The organism is Streptomyces sp. NPDC127106, from assembly GCF_042677605.1.
GTDB lineage: Bacteria > Actinomycetota > Actinomycetes > Streptomycetales > Streptomycetaceae > Streptomyces.
This window is the reverse complement of record NZ_JBHXTC010000011.1, coordinates 105,603-123,332: the sequence shown is the minus strand read 5'-3', so window position 1 is coordinate 123,332 and position 17,730 is coordinate 105,603. Positions and strand designations below refer to the sequence as shown.

14 protein-coding genes are annotated in these 17,730 nt (G+C 72.1%); 9 read left to right on the top strand and 5 right to left on the bottom strand.

Translation table 11 applies throughout. The features are described from left to right. The first annotated feature begins 149 nt into the window (after positions 1–149). Positions 150–905 (top strand): TetR/AcrR family transcriptional regulator, encoded by a 756-nt coding sequence (locus ACFVGY_RS13485; RefSeq protein ID WP_385675624.1) that lies wholly within the window; start codon positions 150–152, stop codon positions 903–905. Between the two features lie 31 nt (positions 906–936). Here ACFVGY_RS13485 and ACFVGY_RS13480 read toward each other — a convergent pair whose 3' ends face one another. From ACFVGY_RS13480 to ACFVGY_RS13470, 3 genes are all read right to left on the bottom strand, one after another. Further along, entirely contained in the window at positions 937–1,122 is a 186-nt protein-coding gene (locus ACFVGY_RS13480; RefSeq protein WP_179175028.1) for a tautomerase family protein, read from the bottom strand. A gap of 87 nt (positions 1,123–1,209) precedes the next feature. Further along, the gene (locus ACFVGY_RS13475; RefSeq protein ID WP_385675621.1) at positions 1,210–2,469 is read right to left on the bottom strand and encodes a DegT/DnrJ/EryC1/StrS family aminotransferase; all 1,260 of its coding nucleotides are present in this window, start codon (positions 2,467–2,469) and stop codon (positions 1,210–1,212) included. Continuing rightward, on the bottom strand, positions 2,466–4,133 hold the full coding sequence (locus tag ACFVGY_RS13470; RefSeq protein ID WP_385675619.1) for a (2,3-dihydroxybenzoyl)adenylate synthase: 1,668 nt from the start codon (positions 4,131–4,133) through the stop codon (positions 2,466–2,468). The genes ACFVGY_RS13475 and ACFVGY_RS13470 overlap by 4 nt, the downstream gene beginning before the upstream one ends. Before the next feature lie 238 nt (positions 4,134–4,371). Here ACFVGY_RS13470 and ACFVGY_RS13465 point away from each other — a divergent pair, with 238 nt between their 5' ends. From ACFVGY_RS13465 to ACFVGY_RS13430, 8 genes are all read left to right on the top strand, one after another. After that, positions 4,372–5,490, top strand: coding sequence for an ornithine cyclodeaminase family protein (locus ACFVGY_RS13465; RefSeq protein ID WP_385675616.1), 1,119 nt, complete (start codon positions 4,372–4,374; stop codon positions 5,488–5,490). Between the two features lie 71 nt (positions 5,491–5,561). Then, a complete protein-coding gene (locus ACFVGY_RS13460; protein ID WP_385675614.1) occupies positions 5,562–6,773 on the top strand; it encodes a cytochrome P450 in 1,212 nt (403 codons plus the stop codon). Between the two features lie 5 nt (positions 6,774–6,778). Then, the gene (locus ACFVGY_RS13455; protein WP_385675611.1) at positions 6,779–6,943 is read left to right on the top strand and encodes a hypothetical protein; all 165 of its coding nucleotides are present in this window, start codon (positions 6,779–6,781) and stop codon (positions 6,941–6,943) included. Positions 6,944–7,206: 263 nt separating this feature from the next. Then, the gene (gene tap, locus ACFVGY_RS13450) at positions 7,207–9,348 is read left to right on the top strand and encodes a telomere-associated protein Tap (protein WP_385675608.1); all 2,142 of its coding nucleotides are present in this window, start codon (positions 7,207–7,209) and stop codon (positions 9,346–9,348) included. Between the two features lie 10 nt (positions 9,349–9,358). Beyond that, positions 9,359–9,916, top strand: a complete 558-nt coding sequence (gene tpg, locus ACFVGY_RS13445) for a telomere-protecting terminal protein Tpg (protein ID WP_385675605.1) — start codon at positions 9,359–9,361, stop codon at positions 9,914–9,916. A gap of 1,326 nt (positions 9,917–11,242) precedes the next feature. Then, positions 11,243–12,343: a bifunctional DNA primase/polymerase gene (locus ACFVGY_RS13440; protein ID WP_385675602.1), complete on the top strand. Its 1,101-nt coding sequence runs from the start codon at positions 11,243–11,245 to the stop codon at positions 12,341–12,343. Beyond that, the gene (locus ACFVGY_RS13435; RefSeq protein WP_385675599.1) at positions 12,340–13,944 is read left to right on the top strand and encodes a phage/plasmid primase, P4 family; all 1,605 of its coding nucleotides are present in this window, start codon (positions 12,340–12,342) and stop codon (positions 13,942–13,944) included. The genes ACFVGY_RS13440 and ACFVGY_RS13435 overlap by 4 nt, the downstream gene beginning before the upstream one ends. A gap of 222 nt (positions 13,945–14,166) precedes the next feature. Beyond that, positions 14,167–14,550, top strand: coding sequence for a DUF6009 family protein (locus ACFVGY_RS13430; protein WP_360622111.1), 384 nt, complete (start codon positions 14,167–14,169; stop codon positions 14,548–14,550). A gap of 510 nt (positions 14,551–15,060) precedes the next feature. Here ACFVGY_RS13430 and ACFVGY_RS13425 read toward each other — a convergent pair. Both ACFVGY_RS13425 and ACFVGY_RS13420 read right to left on the bottom strand, forming a co-directional pair. After that, a complete protein-coding gene (locus ACFVGY_RS13425; protein WP_385675596.1) occupies positions 15,061–16,062 on the bottom strand; it encodes a ParB/RepB/Spo0J family partition protein in 1,002 nt (333 codons plus the stop codon). Next, entirely contained in the window at positions 16,059–17,330 is a 1,272-nt protein-coding gene (locus ACFVGY_RS13420; protein ID WP_385675593.1) for a ParA family protein, read from the bottom strand. Before ACFVGY_RS13420 ends, ACFVGY_RS13425 begins: the two co-directional genes overlap by 4 nt. Between the last annotated feature and the right edge of the window lie 400 nt (positions 17,331–17,730).

Here is a 17,730-nt window from a genome sequence, read left to right as displayed (position 1 = left end):
CCCGCATCGTCGCCCCCCCCCCCGCCGCCCCCCGCGGGTGGGGCCGACGCCTGCCCCCCCCCGGCGGCCGGGTGCTAGCCACCCCGCACCCGGCCGCGTACCTTTGCACCAGTATCCGCAGCCGAAGGACGACACCAGGGAGGACGAACGTGGCCGCCAAGCGAGCCTCGCAGCCGAGAAGGAGCGTGTGGCTCACCCCGGAGCCGACCACCCGCGGACGCCGGGGTGCCGAACGCGGTTCGGGCGCGGGCCACCTGGACCGGGAGAAGATCATCGCCACGGCGGTGCGGCTGCTCGACGAACAGGGCGACGCGAAGTTCACGATGCGCGCGCTGGCCACGGAACTCGACGTCACACCGATGTCGGTCTACTGGTACATCGCCAACAAGGACGACCTGATGGAGCTGGCCCTCGACGCGGTGGCCGGGGAGATAGAGCTCCCCGACCCGGCGGCCGGCCGGGACTGGCGGGAGGACCTGCGTTCGCTGGCGCTCGCCTGGCGGCGCACCATGGTCGCCCACCCGTGGGCGATCCGCTCGTACGGCGAGTACCTCAACATCGGCCCGCAGAGCATGCAGTTCTCCGCCTGTGCCCAGGCGGTCATCGCCCGGTCGCCGCTACCCGAGGCCGAACGGCCCGCCGCGCTGTCGGCGGTCTTCCAGTACGTGTACGGCTTCACCTCGATGGAGAGCCGCTGGCTGGAGTACGGCAAGGAAGCCGGCCGCACGGCCGACGAGTTCCTCGAAGAGGTCGCCGGGAGCATCGCGCAGTCCCCCGAGATCGCGGCCGGCGGCGGACTGATGGAACGCCACTCCGGGCACAGCCTCGGCGAGATGCGCGACCGCGACTTCGACCGCGCCCTCGACTGGCTGATCGCCGGCATGTGTGCGGGCCTGTCGGACTGAGTCCCACAGGCCCGCACCGAAAGGGCGCCGGTCAGCTGCCGGTGACCCCGCCGATCCCCCAGCGGCGCGGCTCGACGCCCGTCAGCGCCACCCAGGTCTGCGGCCGGATGGACTCGTCGAAGACGTCCACCACGGCCTGGGTGATGCGCTCGACGAGCTCGCGCTCGGTCCGCTCGTCCAGGCGGCGTTCGTAGATCTTCACATCGATGAAGGGCACGTCAGGAGCCTTTCTCGGGTCCGTTTCGGGTCTGGTCGGTGAAAGCGGAACGGGCAACCTCCGGCGGCCTGGCGGCCCGGCGGCCCGTCATCGGACGGCCAGCGGCCGGCCCGTCCCGGCGAGGGCCGTCGCCTCGTGGAGCGCGGCGGTGACCGACTCGACGAGGTGGTCGACCTGCTCGTCGCTGAGCCCGGGGTGGCAGGGCAGGTTCAGGTGCTCGTCGAACCAGACCCGCTCGGCCTGCGGGCACTCACCCGGACCGTGGCCGCGCAGCCGCCACTCGGGCAGCAGGTGCAGCGGGAAGTACCGCAGCTGGACCTCCACGCCCCTGCGGTCCAGGCCCCGCACGAAGTGCTCGCGCACCTCGCGTCCGGCCGTGACGAAGAACGTGTACAGGTGGTAGGCGTGCGTGCTGCCCTCCGGCGTGCGCTGGAGGCGGGTGCCGGGGAACGCCGAGACGGCGGCGTCCAGCCGGGCCGCGATCCACCGGCGGCGCTCGGTGAAACGCTCCAGCGAGTCCAGCTGGACCAGCCCGACCGCCGCGGCCGCCTCGGACATGGTGGCGTTGGTGCCCGCCCCGCGGATGCCGACCGCCCGACGGCGGTAGACGTCGGCGGAGAAGCGCATCCAGGGCAGCAGCGCCGGCTCGTCGTCCGCGAAACCGGGCACCGGGGCGAACACCCCGTCCACCTCGTTGCCCCGCAGCCGCTCGACCCGCTCGGCCCAGTCGGCCCGGTTCAGCGTGATCATGCCGCCCTCGCCGAGCGTGGTGATGTTCTTCGTCGAGTGGAAGCTGAAGCACCCGATGTCGCCCAGGGCGCCGGGGCTGACCCCGCGGTAGGAGGCGCCCAGCGCGTGCGCGCAGTCCTCCACCACGACAACGCCCGCGCGGCGGGCCCGGGCCAGGACGGCCGCCATGTCCGCCGGCAGGCCGCCGTAGTGCACCAGCAGGACGGCCTTCGTCCGGTCGGTGATCAGCGACTCCAGGACCTGCGGGTCCATGTTCAGGGTGTCCGGGTCGACGTCGCAGAACCGGACGGTCACGTCGTGGTCCAGCAGCGGCTGCACCGTCGCCTGGAACGTCTGCGGGGTGGCGATCACCTCGTCGCCGGGCTTCAGGTCGAGCAGCCGGACGGCCAGCTCCAGGGCCACCGTCCCGCTGGTCACCGTCAGCGCGTGGCGGGCCCCGGTGACCTCCCGGAAGCGCTGCTCGAACCGCTCGCGCCAGACTCCCGCCGACAGCGGCTCCGCCGAGTGCACCACCGAGGCGAGTGCCGCCAGGTCGGCCTGGCCCACGATGCTCCCCCGGCGCGCGAACGGCACCCGGTAGCGCTCCGCCGCCGTCACCTCGCACCCCCTCGGCCCGCACCCGGGCCACCCGGTACGGAGCCCACCAGGGCCGCGGCCCGGGCCGCCAGGACCTTCTTGTCCACCTTGTTCAGACCGGTCAGCGGGAAGCCCTCCACCACCTCCAGCCGGTCCGGCAGCTTGAAGTCGGCCAGGCCGCGGGCGCGCAGCAGCCGGCGCAGCTCGGGCAGGGTGGGCGCCGGCCCGTCCTGTGCGGCGACCACGTACGCGCACGTCTTCTCGCCCAGCACGGCGTCCGGCATCGCGACCACCGCGGCCTGCTGCACACCCGGGTGCGCCGTCAGATGGCCCTCGACCTCCGTCGCGGACACCTTGTCGCCGCCGCGGATCACCACGTCCTTGACCCGGCCCTCGACCACGATCTCGCCGGTGGGGGTCCGGCGGACCAGGTCGCCGCTGCGGTAGAAGCCGTCCGCGGTGAACGCCGAGGCGTTGTGCTCCGGAGCGCGGTAGTAGCCGCGCAGCGTGTACGGGCCGCGGGTCAGCAGCTCGCCGACCGTACCGTCCGGGACCTCCCGGTCGTCGCCGTCCACCACCCGGATCTCGTCGGCCGGCGACACCGGCCGGCCCTGGGTGGTCAGGACCGTCTGCCGCGGGTCGTCGTAGCGGGTGAAGGTCAGCAGCCCCTCCGCCATGCCGAACACCTGCTGGAGCCGTACCCCGAGCTCGGGCTCGATCCGGGCGGCCACCTCGTCGTGCAGCTTGGAGCTGCCGACCTGTACGACGTCCAGGCTGGACAGGTCGCGGCCGGTGCGCCCGGCCGCGTCCAGCCACAGGTGCACGATGGTCGGGATGACCGAGGTCATGGTGACCCGCTCCCGCTCGATCAGCGGGAAGCATGTCTCCGGAGTCGGGTCCGGGGCGAACACCACCCGGCCGCCGGTGCCCAGCACGCCGATGATGCCGGGGCAGCCCCACGGGAAGTTGAACTCCACCGGCAGCACTGCCAGATAGACGGAGTCCTCGCCGAGTTCACAGATCTCGGCGGTGATCCGGGTCTGGTAGGCGTAGTCGTCGTGGGTGCGGGGGATCATCTTCGGCAGCGCGGTCGTACCGCCGGACAGCAGGAAGAACGCGACGTCGGAGGCGTCCGGCTCGGGCAGCGCCACCGGCTCCCGCTCCACGGCCGCCAGGGCGACCAGGCCGTCCTCCTCCCCACCGGGATCGCCCGCCACGAAGACCCGGGCCACGTGCGGGAGCTCGGGCAGCAGGCCGCGCACGAGCGTACGGTGGTCAAACCCCCTGACCTCGTCCGGGATCACCATGGCGACGGCGCCGGACAGCTCCGCCAGGTGCCGCAGCTCCGCGCTCCGGTACGACGGCAGGGCGAAGACCGGTACCGCGCCCACCCGGAACAGGGCGAAGCAGACCGCCACGAACGACGGCGTGTTCGGCAGCTGCACCAGCACCCGCTCGCGCGGCGCGAGACCGTGCTCGGCGAAACCGGCGGCCAGCCGGTCGCACCACAGGTCCAGTTCGCGGTACGTCACCCGGGTGCCGTCGTCAGCCACCAGGGCGACGCGGTCCCCGTACCGCGCGGCCCAGCCGCGCAGCAGCGCGCCGAGCGTCTCACCGCGCCAGTACCCGGCCGCGCGGTAGCGCTCGGCCACCTCCGGGGGCCATGGCACGCATCCATCCAGCATCGCTCGTCCTTCCGTCGTGCTCACCAAGGGTCCGGCGCCCTCGGGCGGGCGACGGCACGGGTGCCCGGCGAGTCTCGGCGAACCGGTTGACAGGGCGCTGAGCCCGCTGACGGCGCCACGGGGCCCGCCACACGCCCGTCAGCGGCATCAGGCGCGTGTCAAGAGGCCCTCCGACGATGTCCGCTCAGCCTCCGGCCGGCCGGAGGCGACGGCCAACGAGAAACTCTGGGAGCGTTTGATGGAGACCTGGGTCCTGACCGAGCGCGACGTGACACGGCTGGTGGAGAGCGTGGGCCGCGATGCCCTGATGGACCGCGTCATCGACCGCCTCGCCGAGGGCCTCGCCGAGGTCGGCCGGGGCCGTCGCGCGCTCTCCCCGCAGCGCGGCGGGTTCACCCGCGAGGAGCCGGTCCCCGGCATCTGGGAGTGGATGCCGCACCGCGAACCCGGCGACAGCATCACCCTGAAGACCGTCGGCTACAGCCCCGCCAACCCGGGACGGTTCGGCCTGCCGACCATCCTCGGCACGGTCGCCCGCTACGACGACACGACCGGCGCGCTCACCGCGCTGATCGACGGCGTGCTGCTCACCGCGATCCGCACCGGCGCGGCGAGCGCCGTCGCCAGTCGGCTGCTGGCCGCACCGGACAGCCGCGTGATCGGACTCATCGGCGCCGGTGCCCAGTCGGTGACCCAACTCCATGCCCTCACCCGCGTCTTCCCCGTCGAGCGGGTGCTCGCCTGGGACACCGACCCGTCGCACGCGGCGAGCCTCGCCGACCGGGTGGCGTTCCTCGGCCTCGACGTGCAGGTCGCCGAACCGCACCGGATCGCGGCCGAGGCCGACATCATCTGCACCGCAACCACCGTCCCCGTCGGCGGCGGGCCCGTCCTCCCGGCGGACGCCGCGTTCCGCCCCCACCTGCACGTCAACGCCATCGGCGCCGACCTGGTCGGCAAGACCGAGCTGCCGCTCGACCTGCTGCGCCGCGCCCACGTCAGCCCCGACCACCCCGAGCAGGCCCGCCACGAGGGCGAGTGCCAGCGGCTGGCACCGCACGAGATCGGGCTCAGCCTCGGCGAGCTCTGCGCCGATCCGTCAGCCGCCCACGCGTTGCGCGACCGGCTGACGGTCTTCGACTCGACCGGCTTCGCGCTGGAGGACCACCTGGCGATGGAGGTGCTGCTGGAGATCGCGGCCGAGCACGACCTCGGCCTGCGGCTCCAGATCGAGCACCACCCCGCCGACGCCCTCGACCCGTACGCCCTGACCAGCGCGCACACGGCGGCCGGCTCCACGACCACCGGTGCGGACACCGGCGCGAACACCGCCGCCCTGGCCGTGGACCGCGTCTGATACCGGGCCGCCCACCGAATTCCCCGTGCCAGCCCCGGCACCGCCAGCCCCCTGCACCGAAGGAGCCGACAATGGCCCAGCAGACCCCTCCCGCACCGCCGTCCATGGCCGACGGCGGCAAGGCGATGCTCGCCTGGCTGCGGACCATGCGCGACGAACACCCGGTCCACGAGGACCAGTACGGCGTGTTCCACGTCTACCGCCACGCCGACGTCCTGGCGGTGACCTCCGACCCCGCCGTCTTCTCCTCCGACCTGAGCCGGCTGCGCCCGGACTCCAGCGCGCTCAGCGAGGAGATCCTCTCCGTCATCGACCCGCCGCTCCACCGCAAGCTGCGCAGTCTGGTCAGCCAGGCGTTCACCCTGCGCACCGTGGCCGACCTGGAGCCGCGCGTCACCGAACTCGCCGGCCAACTGCTGGAGAAGGTCGAGGGCGACGAGTTCGACCTGGTCGGCGACTTCGCCTACCCGCTTCCGGTGATCGTGATCGCCGAGCTGCTGGGCGTCCCGACCGAGGACCGCGGCCTGTTCCGCAGCTGGTCCGACCGGATGCTCTCGATGCAGGTCGACGACGCCGTCGAGATGCAGTTCGGGGACGAGGCGGGCGAGGACTACGAGCGGCTGGTCAAGGAGCCGCTCAAGGAGATGCACGCCTACCTCCAGCGGCACGTCGAGGACCGCCGCAAGACGCCGGGCGGCGACGACCTGCTGTCCCGGCTGGTGACCGCGGAGATCGCCGGCGAGCAGCTGACGGACCGCCAGATCGTCGAGTTCGGTGCGCTGCTGCTGATGGCCGGGCACGTCTCGACGTCGATGCTGCTCGGCAACACGGTGCTCTGCCTGGAGGAGAACCCCGGGACCGCCGCGGCGCTGCGGGCCGACCGCTCCCTGATCGCCGGCGTCATCGAGGAGGTCCTGCGGATGCGGCCCCCGATCACGGTCGCGGCCCGGGTCACCACCCGGGAGGTCACCGTCGGCGGGGTGACCGTCCCGAAGGACCGGATGGTCATGGCGTCGCTGCTCTCGGCCAACCACGACGAGCGGCACGTGGCGGACCCGGAGGTCTTCGATCCCCAGCGCAGCCCCAACCCGCAGCTGGCCTTCGGTCACGGCATCCACTACTGCCTCGGCGGACCGCTGGCCCGTCTGGAGGGCCGGATCGCCCTGGAGATGCTGCTGGACCGGTTCGAGGACATCATGATCACGCCGGGCGCGCCGTACGACTTCCACCGCGAGGGGCTGTTCGGCGCCCGCTCGCTCCCGCTGACCGTCCGTCGCGGCTGACCGTCGTGGTACGCGCGGACACCGGCGGGACCGCCGAGGTGGGCGACGCACCGGTGCACACGCCGTGGGAGGTCGTGGCCGAGATCTTCCGGATCGCCCTGAGCCGCGCCCCCGCCGGTCCGATCCCGGTGGCCCGCGAGCTCACCGAGGGAACCGGTCCCGGGCGCTGACGCCCCTGCCGTCGCAGACGCCGGGCAGCGGCAGCTGCCCGGCACTTCGAGTACTCGCTCCCCCGTACGTCGTGTCGAGCACGCTCGCCCCCGAGCAGGAGGAGGGACAGGACATCTGAGCTGATCATCAAGAGCTACCCGGTGGTTGCGGGCTCCGGGATCCCGGTGTTCAACGGGGAGTTCCACGACGACCATGCGATCGGTGTGTGATTCGCGTGTGATCTGCGTGCGCTCGGGATAGGGTGCGAGTGGAGGTGATCTCTGTGTCTACGGAGAACGAGCTGTTCAGTGCGGTGGATGCGCTACTCGAACGGGTTTCCCAGGATCCGCTGCCGCCGCCGGCCGAGCGGAAGCGGCTGCGGGAGGCCGCCGGGCTGAGCCAGGACCAGATCGCGGTCGCGCTGCAGACCCGGCGCGAGACCGTGAGTGGCTGGGAGGCCGGCCGGACCGAGCCGCGCCCGCCGAAGCGTGCCGCATACGCCAGGCTGCTGGAGGGTCTGGCCGAGCGCTTCCCCGAGGCGGAGGACGCCCCCTCCCCCTCGGTCGCTCCGGCCCCGGAAGTGGCGCCGCAGGCGCCTTCGGTGCCCCCGGTGCCCCCGGCATCCCCTGCACCCCCCGCCCGCCGCCCGGCGCCTCCCGCTCGTCCCGCGGCGGCGGCGTCTCCCCCGCCGCCGCGGAGCGTGCAGGAGGCGTCCGGGGCCCCGGCGGTGGTGGCCGATGCGCGGTATCCGCACGGGCCACTGGCCGTCGTCGACGCCGATGCCGACCGGCAGGTCGTCGCGTACTGCGTCGGCGGGCTCGTCCTGGACGTGCCCGCCAAGTCCCTTCCGGCACTGGTGGAATGGACGCTCGCGGAGGCCGGGCTCGGTGCCTCGCGGCTGAACGCCAACGGGCGCGACGCCGATCCCGTCCTCGTCCTGACCGATGCCGCCGCCGAGCGGTACGGGCTGCCGTCCCGGCTGTCCGAGGAGGAGCGGCACGGCGGGCGACTGCCCGACGACCACAGGGTCGTCAAGCAGCTCGCGAAGGCCCAGTGGCAGCTGACGCGGCGCGGGCTCGGGCCGTGGGCGCGGATCTACCGGCCCGCGCAGGGCGGCAAGCGGTCCTGCGTCCAGCTGTGCGTCCTGGGCTGGGACGCCCTCGACAGCCGCTCCTGGGGCCGCGCTGCCGAGCTGCCGCCGGCCGAGCTGGCCCGGCTGCTGGGTACGTACGCGTCCCGAGTCATCACCCCGCGCGGGTCCACCGCGGTCAACGGCCTGGAGCTGATGACCGCCCTGCACCCGCCGACACGGGCCGGCCGGCCCGACGCCGACGGCCGCCGCCACAGCGAGTACAACCCCGGCTCGCTCGGCTCGCAGCCCGTGGACTGCGCCCCGCCGGAGGCCCCGGACGGGCACCCGCTCCTCGCGCACCTGCCGCGGTTCCACCAGCGCGGGCCCGCCGAGGTCCTGGTGGAGGAGGCGTACGACTGGGCCCGGCCCCTCACCGACGAGGAGTGCCTCAAGCCGTACGTGGTGGGCGTCGACGTGAACATGGCGTTCGCCGCGGGCGCGAACGGCGCCGTCGTCGGCCTCGGCGCGCCCACCCGTGTCACCCGGCCGGTCTTCGACGCGAAGGTGCCGGGGTGCTGGTTGGTCGACCTGTCCGGTGTGGAGCTCGACCCGCGGCTTCCGTCGCCGTTCACCCCGACCGGCGAGCGGCCCCAGGGGCCGGCCTGGTACGCCACCCCGACCGTCGCGTATGCGGTGGAGCTCGGGTACGACGTCCGCCCGGCCGAGGGCTACCTGCGCAAGGAGACCGGCCGGTACCTGGACGCCTGGTACCAGCGGCTGCGCGACGCCTACGTCGCCACCATGGCCGACCTCGGCGTCACCACCGGCATGGAGCCGCAGGCCTTCTTGGAGGCGATGGCCCGACACCGGGAGGTCGACCCCGACCTGGCGCTGGTCCTGTCCGCGATCAAGGCGACGGTGAAGGGCGGCATCGGCAAGCTCCGCGAGCGGCCCCGGGGCGGCGGCTGGCGCCCGGGCCAGCCCTGGCCGGCGCTGCTGCGTCCGACCTGGCGCCCGGACATCCGCGCGGCCGTCATCTCCCGGACGCGGATCAACATGCACCGTAAGATGCTCAAACTCGCCGCCGCCACCGGCCGTTTCCCGGTCGCCGTGCTGTCCGACTGCGCCGTGTACGCCTCCGACGGTCCCAGCCCGCTCGACGTCCTCCCCTACGAGGAGGGCAAGCCCCTCAAGGGCGGCTTCCAGCTGGGCGTCTCCCCGGGCATGGTCAAGCACGAGGGCACCCAGACCGTACTGTGGGCCGAAGGCGTCCGCGAGGAGTACGGAAGCGCCCTCAACCTGGCCCGGTACATCAAGGACGGCCAGATCTCGGCCCAGGACAACGGAGAGTAGGTAGATCCCGATGGCCACGGTCGGGGAAGGACTCGAGGAAGCCCTGCAGCAGGCGTTCACCCGCCCCGTCCCCAAGAGCGCCGGTGCCCGGATGCGCTATCTGGTCAAGCAGTACAAGGGCCGTACGAAGGACGTCGCCCAGCTGCTGGGCATCAGCCAGCGCACCGTCGAACGGTACCTGAAGGACCAGATCAGGCAGCCCAGGCCGGAGCTCGCCGCCCGCATGGAGCGGGAGGTGCGGCGGCGGTGGCAGCCGCAGGTCCGGGCCAGAGCGCGGAAGGCCGCCGCCACCACCACCGGCATCATGATCGACACCCGTGCCCGGTTCGGCTACACGGCCGCGCCCGGCACCACCGACGACGCCCGGCTGCGCCACCTCACCGTGGCGCTCCCGCCGGAGTTCGCCGGCCGGCTCTTCGAGGCGCAGGAGGCCGGAGCCACCGAGCAGCGGCTCCGGCAGATCGCCGCCGAAGGACTCCAGGAGACCTACTTCAAGGACCACGGGCGCCGGGCCCAGGGCCTGCTGGTCGAGTACACCGACCTGGAACACGTCGAGTTCGAACTGTAGGGCGCGCGGTTCCGCGTGCTCGCGGAACCGCCGGGGCGGCGGGCACGGCACGGGCGTTGCGTCAGCCGTGGGCCTGCTGGGGCGCTCCCCCACGCCCTCCCGCCGGGTGACACCCGCTTCGTCCAGCAGGACGAAATCCATCCCCTGCTACGGCTCGGTGAGCACGCACGGCCTCCCGTGGTGGTCATGCTCGAACCCCAACCGGCCGCCGGGGGAACAGGTCCTCCCCCACCGGTGCGCGTGCGGCAGCAGCCTGCGTGCCGGTGCTCCTGGCCGGGGTCGTCCGAACCGTCGACCGGTTCCCCGTGCCCCGAGAAGGCGGACCGGGTCCTGCGACGGAAAACAAATGATCTCGCTCGTTCTGGTGCCTGCGTCGAGCGCCGCGTGCCGGCCCGTGGCGAATGCGTCGGAGAAATGCACGGCTTCGCGTCCAGTCCCTTTCCCGATCTTTAAGGGCCTTGGCCGTACCCCCTCCCTCCGTACCCCCTCCCCCGACTCGGGGGACTGAAGCCCGGTGGGCACGCTTCAGTCCCTGTCCCTTCGGTCACTGAGAGAACCTGCAGGTCAGGGGCTCGGGCAGGGACTGAGAGGGACTGAAGGGACTCAAATCTCTAGTTATGAGCTGCTCACGCTACTCCAGTAATACCTACTGATTACTTACAGGCGCGCATACACGCACGCACGTAAAGGCTGGAAATAGTGATTCTGAGTCCCTTCAGTCCCTGAGGCTTGGCGCGAAGGGCTGTGACCTGCGGTTTTGTCCAGGGACTGAACGAGCAGGGACTGAACGCGAATCCGGCAGGTTCAGACCCTGGGGCGGACGATCTGGTTCCGGAACCGCTGCGGGGGCTTCCGGAGGCACAGGGACTGAAAAGGACCGAGGGACTCCGGGACCGCCCACCGCAGGGACCGAACCTCGCAGGGACCGAACGTCGTGGGCCGGGACTCCCCCCGCTGCAGGTCCGTCCTGTACCCCGGGCGGCGATGTCCGGAAGGCTGCGGTCGGCGGTACCCCCACGGGCCCCGGATCCCGTCCTGCGCCCGGACGCGACGGGCGGGATCGCGACACGCCCGGCCGTGCAGCGGCTTCGGAGAAGGGCCTATCCGGACAAACCGGTTGGAAAATGTCAGGGACTGAGGGACTGAAGGGACTGAACTTTCAATACAGCGGAGATTGCATCCCGGGCTGCGGCAGTCTCTGGGGTAGTCTCCGGCATAGTGAATCTTCAGTCCCTCTGGTCCCTGAGGCGCAGGTCAAAAGTGCTCCTCGGGAACCAGCCCCGGGGCCGGAGCAGCCGCCGCTAACAATGCGTCAAGGAAGAGCCAGTGCCCGTCCACTCCGAGAGCCTGCCACCCGGTGAGAGTGGCGGGACGGCACGGGACGTGGCCGTCTGGCTGGCCCTGAGGGGCTACCCGGTGCACCCGCTGGCGCCAGGGACCAAGACTCCCGCCCAGAACTGCCCCGACTGCCGCGCCGGCCAGCACCCCCCGCAGGAATGCCCCTGCCGCGCCCGGGGCCGCTGGTGCCACGGCTTCCACGCCGCCACCACGGACGTGCCCACGGTGCTGCGGTGGTGGGAGACCGAGCCCGGGTTCGGTGTGGGCGTCTCCTGCGGCCCGACCCGGCTCGTGGTCATCGACGTCGACGCCCACCCGGCCCCGCTGCCCGACCGCCAGCGGCTGCTGCCCGGCATCCCCGTCGACGACCGGGTGGACCTGACCGGGCTGCAGAGCGGGTTCGACACGCTGGCGCTGCTGGCCGCGTACCGCTCGCGGCCCAACCCGTGCGAGGACACCTCGACCCTGCGCGTCCGCACGCCCTCCGGAGGTATGCACGTCTGGTACCGGGCACCCAAGGACGGTCCGCGCTTTCGGTCCTCCAGCGGATCGAGCCCCAAGGTCGCGCTCGCCTGGCAGGTCGATGTCCGGTCGGTCGGCGGATACATCGTGGCGCCCGCGACGCGCACGGCAGCCGGTGTGTACGAGGCGCTGCCCGGAGCGCGACTGCCCGCCCCCCTGCCGCTGTGGCTGACGGCCGAACTCGCCCGCACAGGGCACTCGGTCGAGGAAGCCCCCGCAAAGCCCTCAGGCGGCCCTGTGGCGGCCCGTCAGGCCCCCCCGCAGGTTCACGGTCCCCAGGGCCGCGCGCGGGCCGGACAGCGGGTCCTGGCCCCGCTCGTGGACGAGGTGCGGGCCTGCGCGGCCAGCCCTGCCGGAACGGCGTTCAGCGAGAAGCTCAACCGGGCGGCGTTCACCGCGGGCGGGCTGGCCGCCGCGGGCCACTTCGATCCCGAGGAGTGCCGTCGGCTGCTCCTCGACGCCGCGGACCACGCGCGACCCCACCAGCCGCGCCGGAACCGCGTCATCGTCGAAACAGGTCTACTCGCCGGAAGCCACCGACCCATCCACCCCAAGGAACGCCCATGAGCAACGCCGGAAGCACGGGGTTCAACGCCCAGGCCGCGGCGGAACAGCTCGCCGCGTTCACGACGGAAGCCTCTGCCGACACCTCTGACGGCACCTCTGCCGACGCGCCCGCCGACACCGCCAAGCGGGGCCGGCGCGGCGGCCGCCGCCTGCCCGCGCAGCAGACCACTCCCCCGGCCGGCTCGACCGCCGGCGACTTCATCTCCGCAGGTCTGCTGCGCAACCTCACCGACCGCGGCAACGCCAAGCTGTTCGCGCACCTCCACCACGACCGGTTCCGCCACGTGGAGGGACTGGGCTGGTACGTGTGGGACGAGTACCGGTGGAAGCGCACCGGCGGGGAGAAGTCCGCGATCTGGGCCGCCGGCGAGATGGCGGAGGAGCTGCCCGGCCACGACCCGCGCGGCGTCTTCACCGACCGGGAACTGGCCCAGCACCGCAAGCGCGCCATGTCCACCTCGGGCGTGAAGGCCATGCTCGCCCAGGCCAAGGCCTCCCCCGAGCTCGCCCTGGACCCGGACTCCCTGGACGGCGACAAGTACGCCCTGTGCACCCCGTCGGGGGTCGTGGACCTGCGCACCGGCGACCTCCACAAGCCCGACCCCACCCGGGACCTGCACTCCCGCGCCACGCACTTGGCCCCCGAGGCCATGCCGACCCCGAGGTTCCACGACTTCCTCCACCAGACCTTCGGCGACGACGACAAGGGCAAGGAGATGATCAACTTCCTTCATCTCCTGCTCGGCTACTCCATCACCGGTGACGTCGGCGGCCAGGTCCTGCCCTTCCTGTACGGCGTCGGCGCCAACGGCAAGTCGGCCCTCCTCGACGTCGTCATCAAGATCCTCGGCGACTACGCGGACGTGGCCCCGCCCGGCTTCCTCATGGAGCGCGGCAAGTTCAACGAGCACTCCACCGAGCTGACGGAGCTCCACGGCCGCCGCCTGTTCGTGTGCAGCGAGCTCAAGCCGCACGACAAGTTCGACGAGGCCCGCGTCAAGCTCCTCACCGGCGGCGACCGCCTCAAGGCGCGCCGCATGCGGCAGGACTTCTTCAGCTTCGAGCCCACCCACAAGCTGTGGCTGCTCGGCAACCACCGCCCGGAGGTCGGCACCGGAGGCCACGCCTTCTGGCGGCGCATCCGGCTGATCCCCTTCGAGCGGGTCGTCCCCGACCACCGCAAGATCGACAATCTGGCGGAGGCACTCGTCCAGGAGGAAGGCCCGGGTATCCTCCACTGGATGATCCAGGGGGCCAAGGCCTACCTCGCGACCAAGCCGGCCCTGACCGGGCCCAGCGTGGTCCGGACCGCCACCCAGGCCTACGCCACCACCGAGGACCACATCGGGCGGTTCCTTGTGGAATGCTGCACCACTGGGGCGGACCTGCCCGATTCACGTGATCTGAAAGTGGAGCAGGGAGCCCTCTACCGGGCTTACAGTGCCTGGTGTCAGGACGGCGAGGGCCTGCGTCCGGCCACGACCCGCGCGTTCGCCACACGCATCCGCGCGGAGGTCGGCGTCGCCTCACCCAGTGAGATGCTCCGCTCGAACGGGCAGAAGTTCTACCCCGGTCTGGCCCTCTTGGCCGACGAGGAGTAGACACCGCACCACGCAATTCGGGCAATCGCGACGTGATCGGCTGATGTGTGCTGCCTCCCCGGGGTGGGCACGCCTACGATGGACAAGGAAGATGAACAGACCCACCGGCCGGCGGGGGCCCTCAGGGCCCTGTCGCATATCGCCATCGGCACCGGCGCCGCTCGCGGCGTGGAGGAACCAGGGGCCCGGAAGGGCCGACGTGAACGAGGAAGGATCCAGGCCATGAGCTCGCTACTGACGGCAAGCGATCTCACCCACGAGGACAAAGTGGTGTGGCTGGAGGACCCCGAAGAGCTCGATTACGTCCGCCAGGCCCTGGACAAGACCCCCCGGCGCCGGGGCAAGCCGCGCTACCACCGCGACGGGCGCATGATCGGCTTCACCGAGCTCGGCGACACCGCGGAAGCGGACCCCGACAGCGGCCTGCAGAAGCGGCGGGTGTTCTACCTGCTGCCGCACGACCGGGACGCCGAGCCGGACGGCCTGTACAAGGAAGGCGCGCCGGGCGAGGCAGTGGATCCCCGCACGATCGCGCCACGGCAGGTCGGCAAGAAGACCGTCCGCTCGCAGCGTGGGCTGTCCGCGTCCGCGCCGACAGTTGCCTGAGTCAGTCCCTTCGGTCCCTTCAGACCCTCTCTGGTTCCAGTTAGCTCTGCCCGCGCCTGTGCTGCGCCGCGGTGGGCATGTGCCCTCCGTTCCGCTTCAGGGGCCGGTTTCGGCTGCCCGGATGGGGTGGCCGGATAGTGCCTGAAGGTAATGGCGAATTTCAGTCCCTTCAGTCCCTCCAGACCCTCTGAGTCCCTCTCGGTCCCTGTGGATCCCTGTTGGTTCGGTCCCTCTGGGTCCCTGCGGGGCCTTGTCTCTCGGTCCCTGCGGGGCCCTGTCGGTTCGGTCCCTGTCGGTCCCTGCGGGGCCTTGTCGTTCGGTCCCTCTCGGTCCCCCTGCTGGTTCCTGTCGGTTCGGTCCCTGTCGGTTCGGTCCCTGGCTCCTCTCGGTCCCTCTGGTCCCTGCGACCGTTAACGCCGTTAACGCCTCCACGCGCGCACGTGGGGGCGTTAACGGCGTTAATGCCGTCAGCGCCCCCGGCGTGTGGTGCTGCTGCTCCCCTCCCCCGGCTCAGATGCGCGTGATCAGGAGTTCCGTCACGGCCTTGAGGTCGTCCGGGGTGAGGTGGGCGGTCAGGGCGTCCGCGATCGTTTCCGGGGAGTCCGTGGCGATCGTGATGCGGGGGGTGGGGGGTGCCGTGGCCGTGGTCGTGGTCGTGGTGGCCGGGGCGACGGTGAGGGGCGCGGGCGCGGGGGGCGGTGTGGGTGTGGAGGGCTGGGCGATCGGCGGGCCGGCTGTGGGGGCCGGTGCGGGGATCGGTGCCGGCGGCGGGGGTGTCGGGGTCGAGCGCTGGCGGGGCGGCGCGGGGGCGTTGATGGACTCCGTGGCCGCTGCCTCCTGCTGCTCCTGAGGGAGGCGGCCGATGCGGCGAGCCGGCTCCACCTTGAGCTCGCCCGTGTCGACCTTCTCCTGGAGGGCCGGGGTCAGGTTCAGCAGGGCCAGTCGCTGGGAGACCCAGGCCGGGGTCTTGCCGAGGCGCTTGGCGACCTGAGCCTGGGAGCCGTGCACGTCCACGAGCTCCTGGAGGGCGCGCGCCTGGTCCATCGGGGCCACGTCGACGCGGTGAACGTTCGCGATGAGCGCCGATTCCAAAATGTCCGCGGCCGACGTGGCGAGGGCGTCGTTCACGTGGATGTGCAGGGTGCGCAGGCCCGCCAGGTGGGCGGCGGCCAGGCGCCGGTTGCCGTCGATGACCACGTACGGCGCGCGGCCCAGACCCTCCGTCTGCCCGGGGTGCGCCTCCATGAAGGCCACGCGCGTGGCGACTGCGAGGGGCTGCAGCTGGCCCCGGGAGGCGAGGGACTGGGCCAGCTCATCGAGCTCGGTCAGGTCCTCGCGGAGGTTGAACGGGTTGTGGGCGAGGGCCTCGATGGGCACCTCGGAGGGCGGGAGCACGCCGGAGGTAGGGGCGCCGGTGGCCTCCGCGATGGCCGCCCGGCGGGAGCTGACGCTCACGGGCTGGGCCCGCGCGAAGGACGCCGAGACTCCGAGTTTGTCGGCCTTGCTGCTCATGAGATCTCCCGGGCGAGGGCGCGCAGGGCGACTGCCTGGTCGCCCTTGGGGGCGTAGACGAAGAGGGGCTGCTTCACGCGGACGGCCTCGCGCTGTTCCTTGAGGTCCGGTACGACGGCGACGACACGCGGATCCTTTATGTCCATCCAGGCCTGGAGGGACGAGGTCGCGATGAAGCCGCGTCGGCCGTCGTAGAGGTTGACGACGAGGCCGAGGTAGTCGATGTCGAGGCTGAGGTCGTCGCGGAGGTCGTTGATCTGGGAGGTGAGGAGGTCGTACGCGTCGGCCGAGGAGTCCTCCGCCTGGACGACGATCAGCGCGCCGGACGCGCCCTGCTGCTCCGTCTCACGGCGCCGGCCGTAGTAGATGGCGGCGTCCATGCTCAGACCCAGGCTCGGAGGGCAGTCGATGAGGATGACGTCGTACTCGGACTCGACGGGGGCGAGGGCGCGTTCGAGGGAGGCCTCGCGTGCGCGGACGGTGGACAGGCGGACGTCGAGGAGGAAGGCGTCCGTGCAGGCGGGGAGGAGGTGCAGGCGGTCGCCGAAGCGGCCGTGCTCGATGGGGACGATCAGATCGGCGAGCGGGCCCTTGGCCTCGCCGGCCATGTGGCAGGTGAGGCTGTCGCCGCCGATGGGGAGCGGGTGGTGGCCGAGCTGCTTGGTGAGGTGGCCCTGGGGGTCGAAGTCGACCAGCAGGACGCGCATGCCGAGGCCCGGGAGGTCCTCCAGGTCCAGGGGCGTGGCGGCCGCGTCGGCGGCCGCGGTGAAGGCGGCGGTGTCGTCGGGGGAGGAGCGGCGGGCCAGTTGACGGGCCACGCGGACGGGGTGGAGGGTGTCCGGGTCCTCGGCCAGCGCCTCACCGGTGCCGGCGGTGACGGCGGTCTTGCCGACGCCGCCCTTCTGGTTGCAGACGACGATGCGGCGTACGACGGAGGGGCGCTTGACGGTGGGGGCCGGGTTCATCTCCAGCCAGAGGCGGACGGCTTGGGCCAGCCCCTGGATGAGGGAGACACCGCGGTCCTTGGCGTCGGCGCGGAAGGACTCCCACTGGCCGACGGGCAGCCAGGTCGAGAACGACTCGGCGCCCGAAGTGTCCACGGAGGAGGGGGCGGAAGCGAGCGCGCTCCAGTGGGCGATGCCCTGGTGCACGGCGTCCTGGATGTCCACCCGGAGTTGGGCGGTGCGGATTTTCAACTCCTGGCGGAGCCACGGGGGCAGCTTGGAGACGACCTTCTCGCGGTCGCTCGGGGAGGAAGGCAAAGTCATGAGAGGGACTTTACTAACGTTCCTGGGTGGATGTGGGCGCCACGCTTGGGTTTTGCTAACGGATTGGGCGCAGTCCGGCCTTTGGTGAGCCGGCGGAACCGGTTCAGCTGCGGGGAAGTGGTGTGCTGCCCCGTTTGCCAGGGTCTGTCTCGTGTCACCGGACCGGGCCGTCGGTGTGGGGTTGGTGCCAGGGCCAATGTAGTGGCGCGGTGGGGGACTGAGGGGGTTTGGTATCAACGCCGTTAATGCGGTGTCCCGCTGACGCCGCTTCGGTGGTGGCGCCGGTCGTCGCTCCGGGGGGGGGGGGGGCGCCGGGGGTCGCCGCGCTAAAACCGCCCCCCGCGGGCTGGGGCGGGGGGGGGGGGGGGGCGCGGGGGGGGGGGGGGGGCAGGGTGTGACG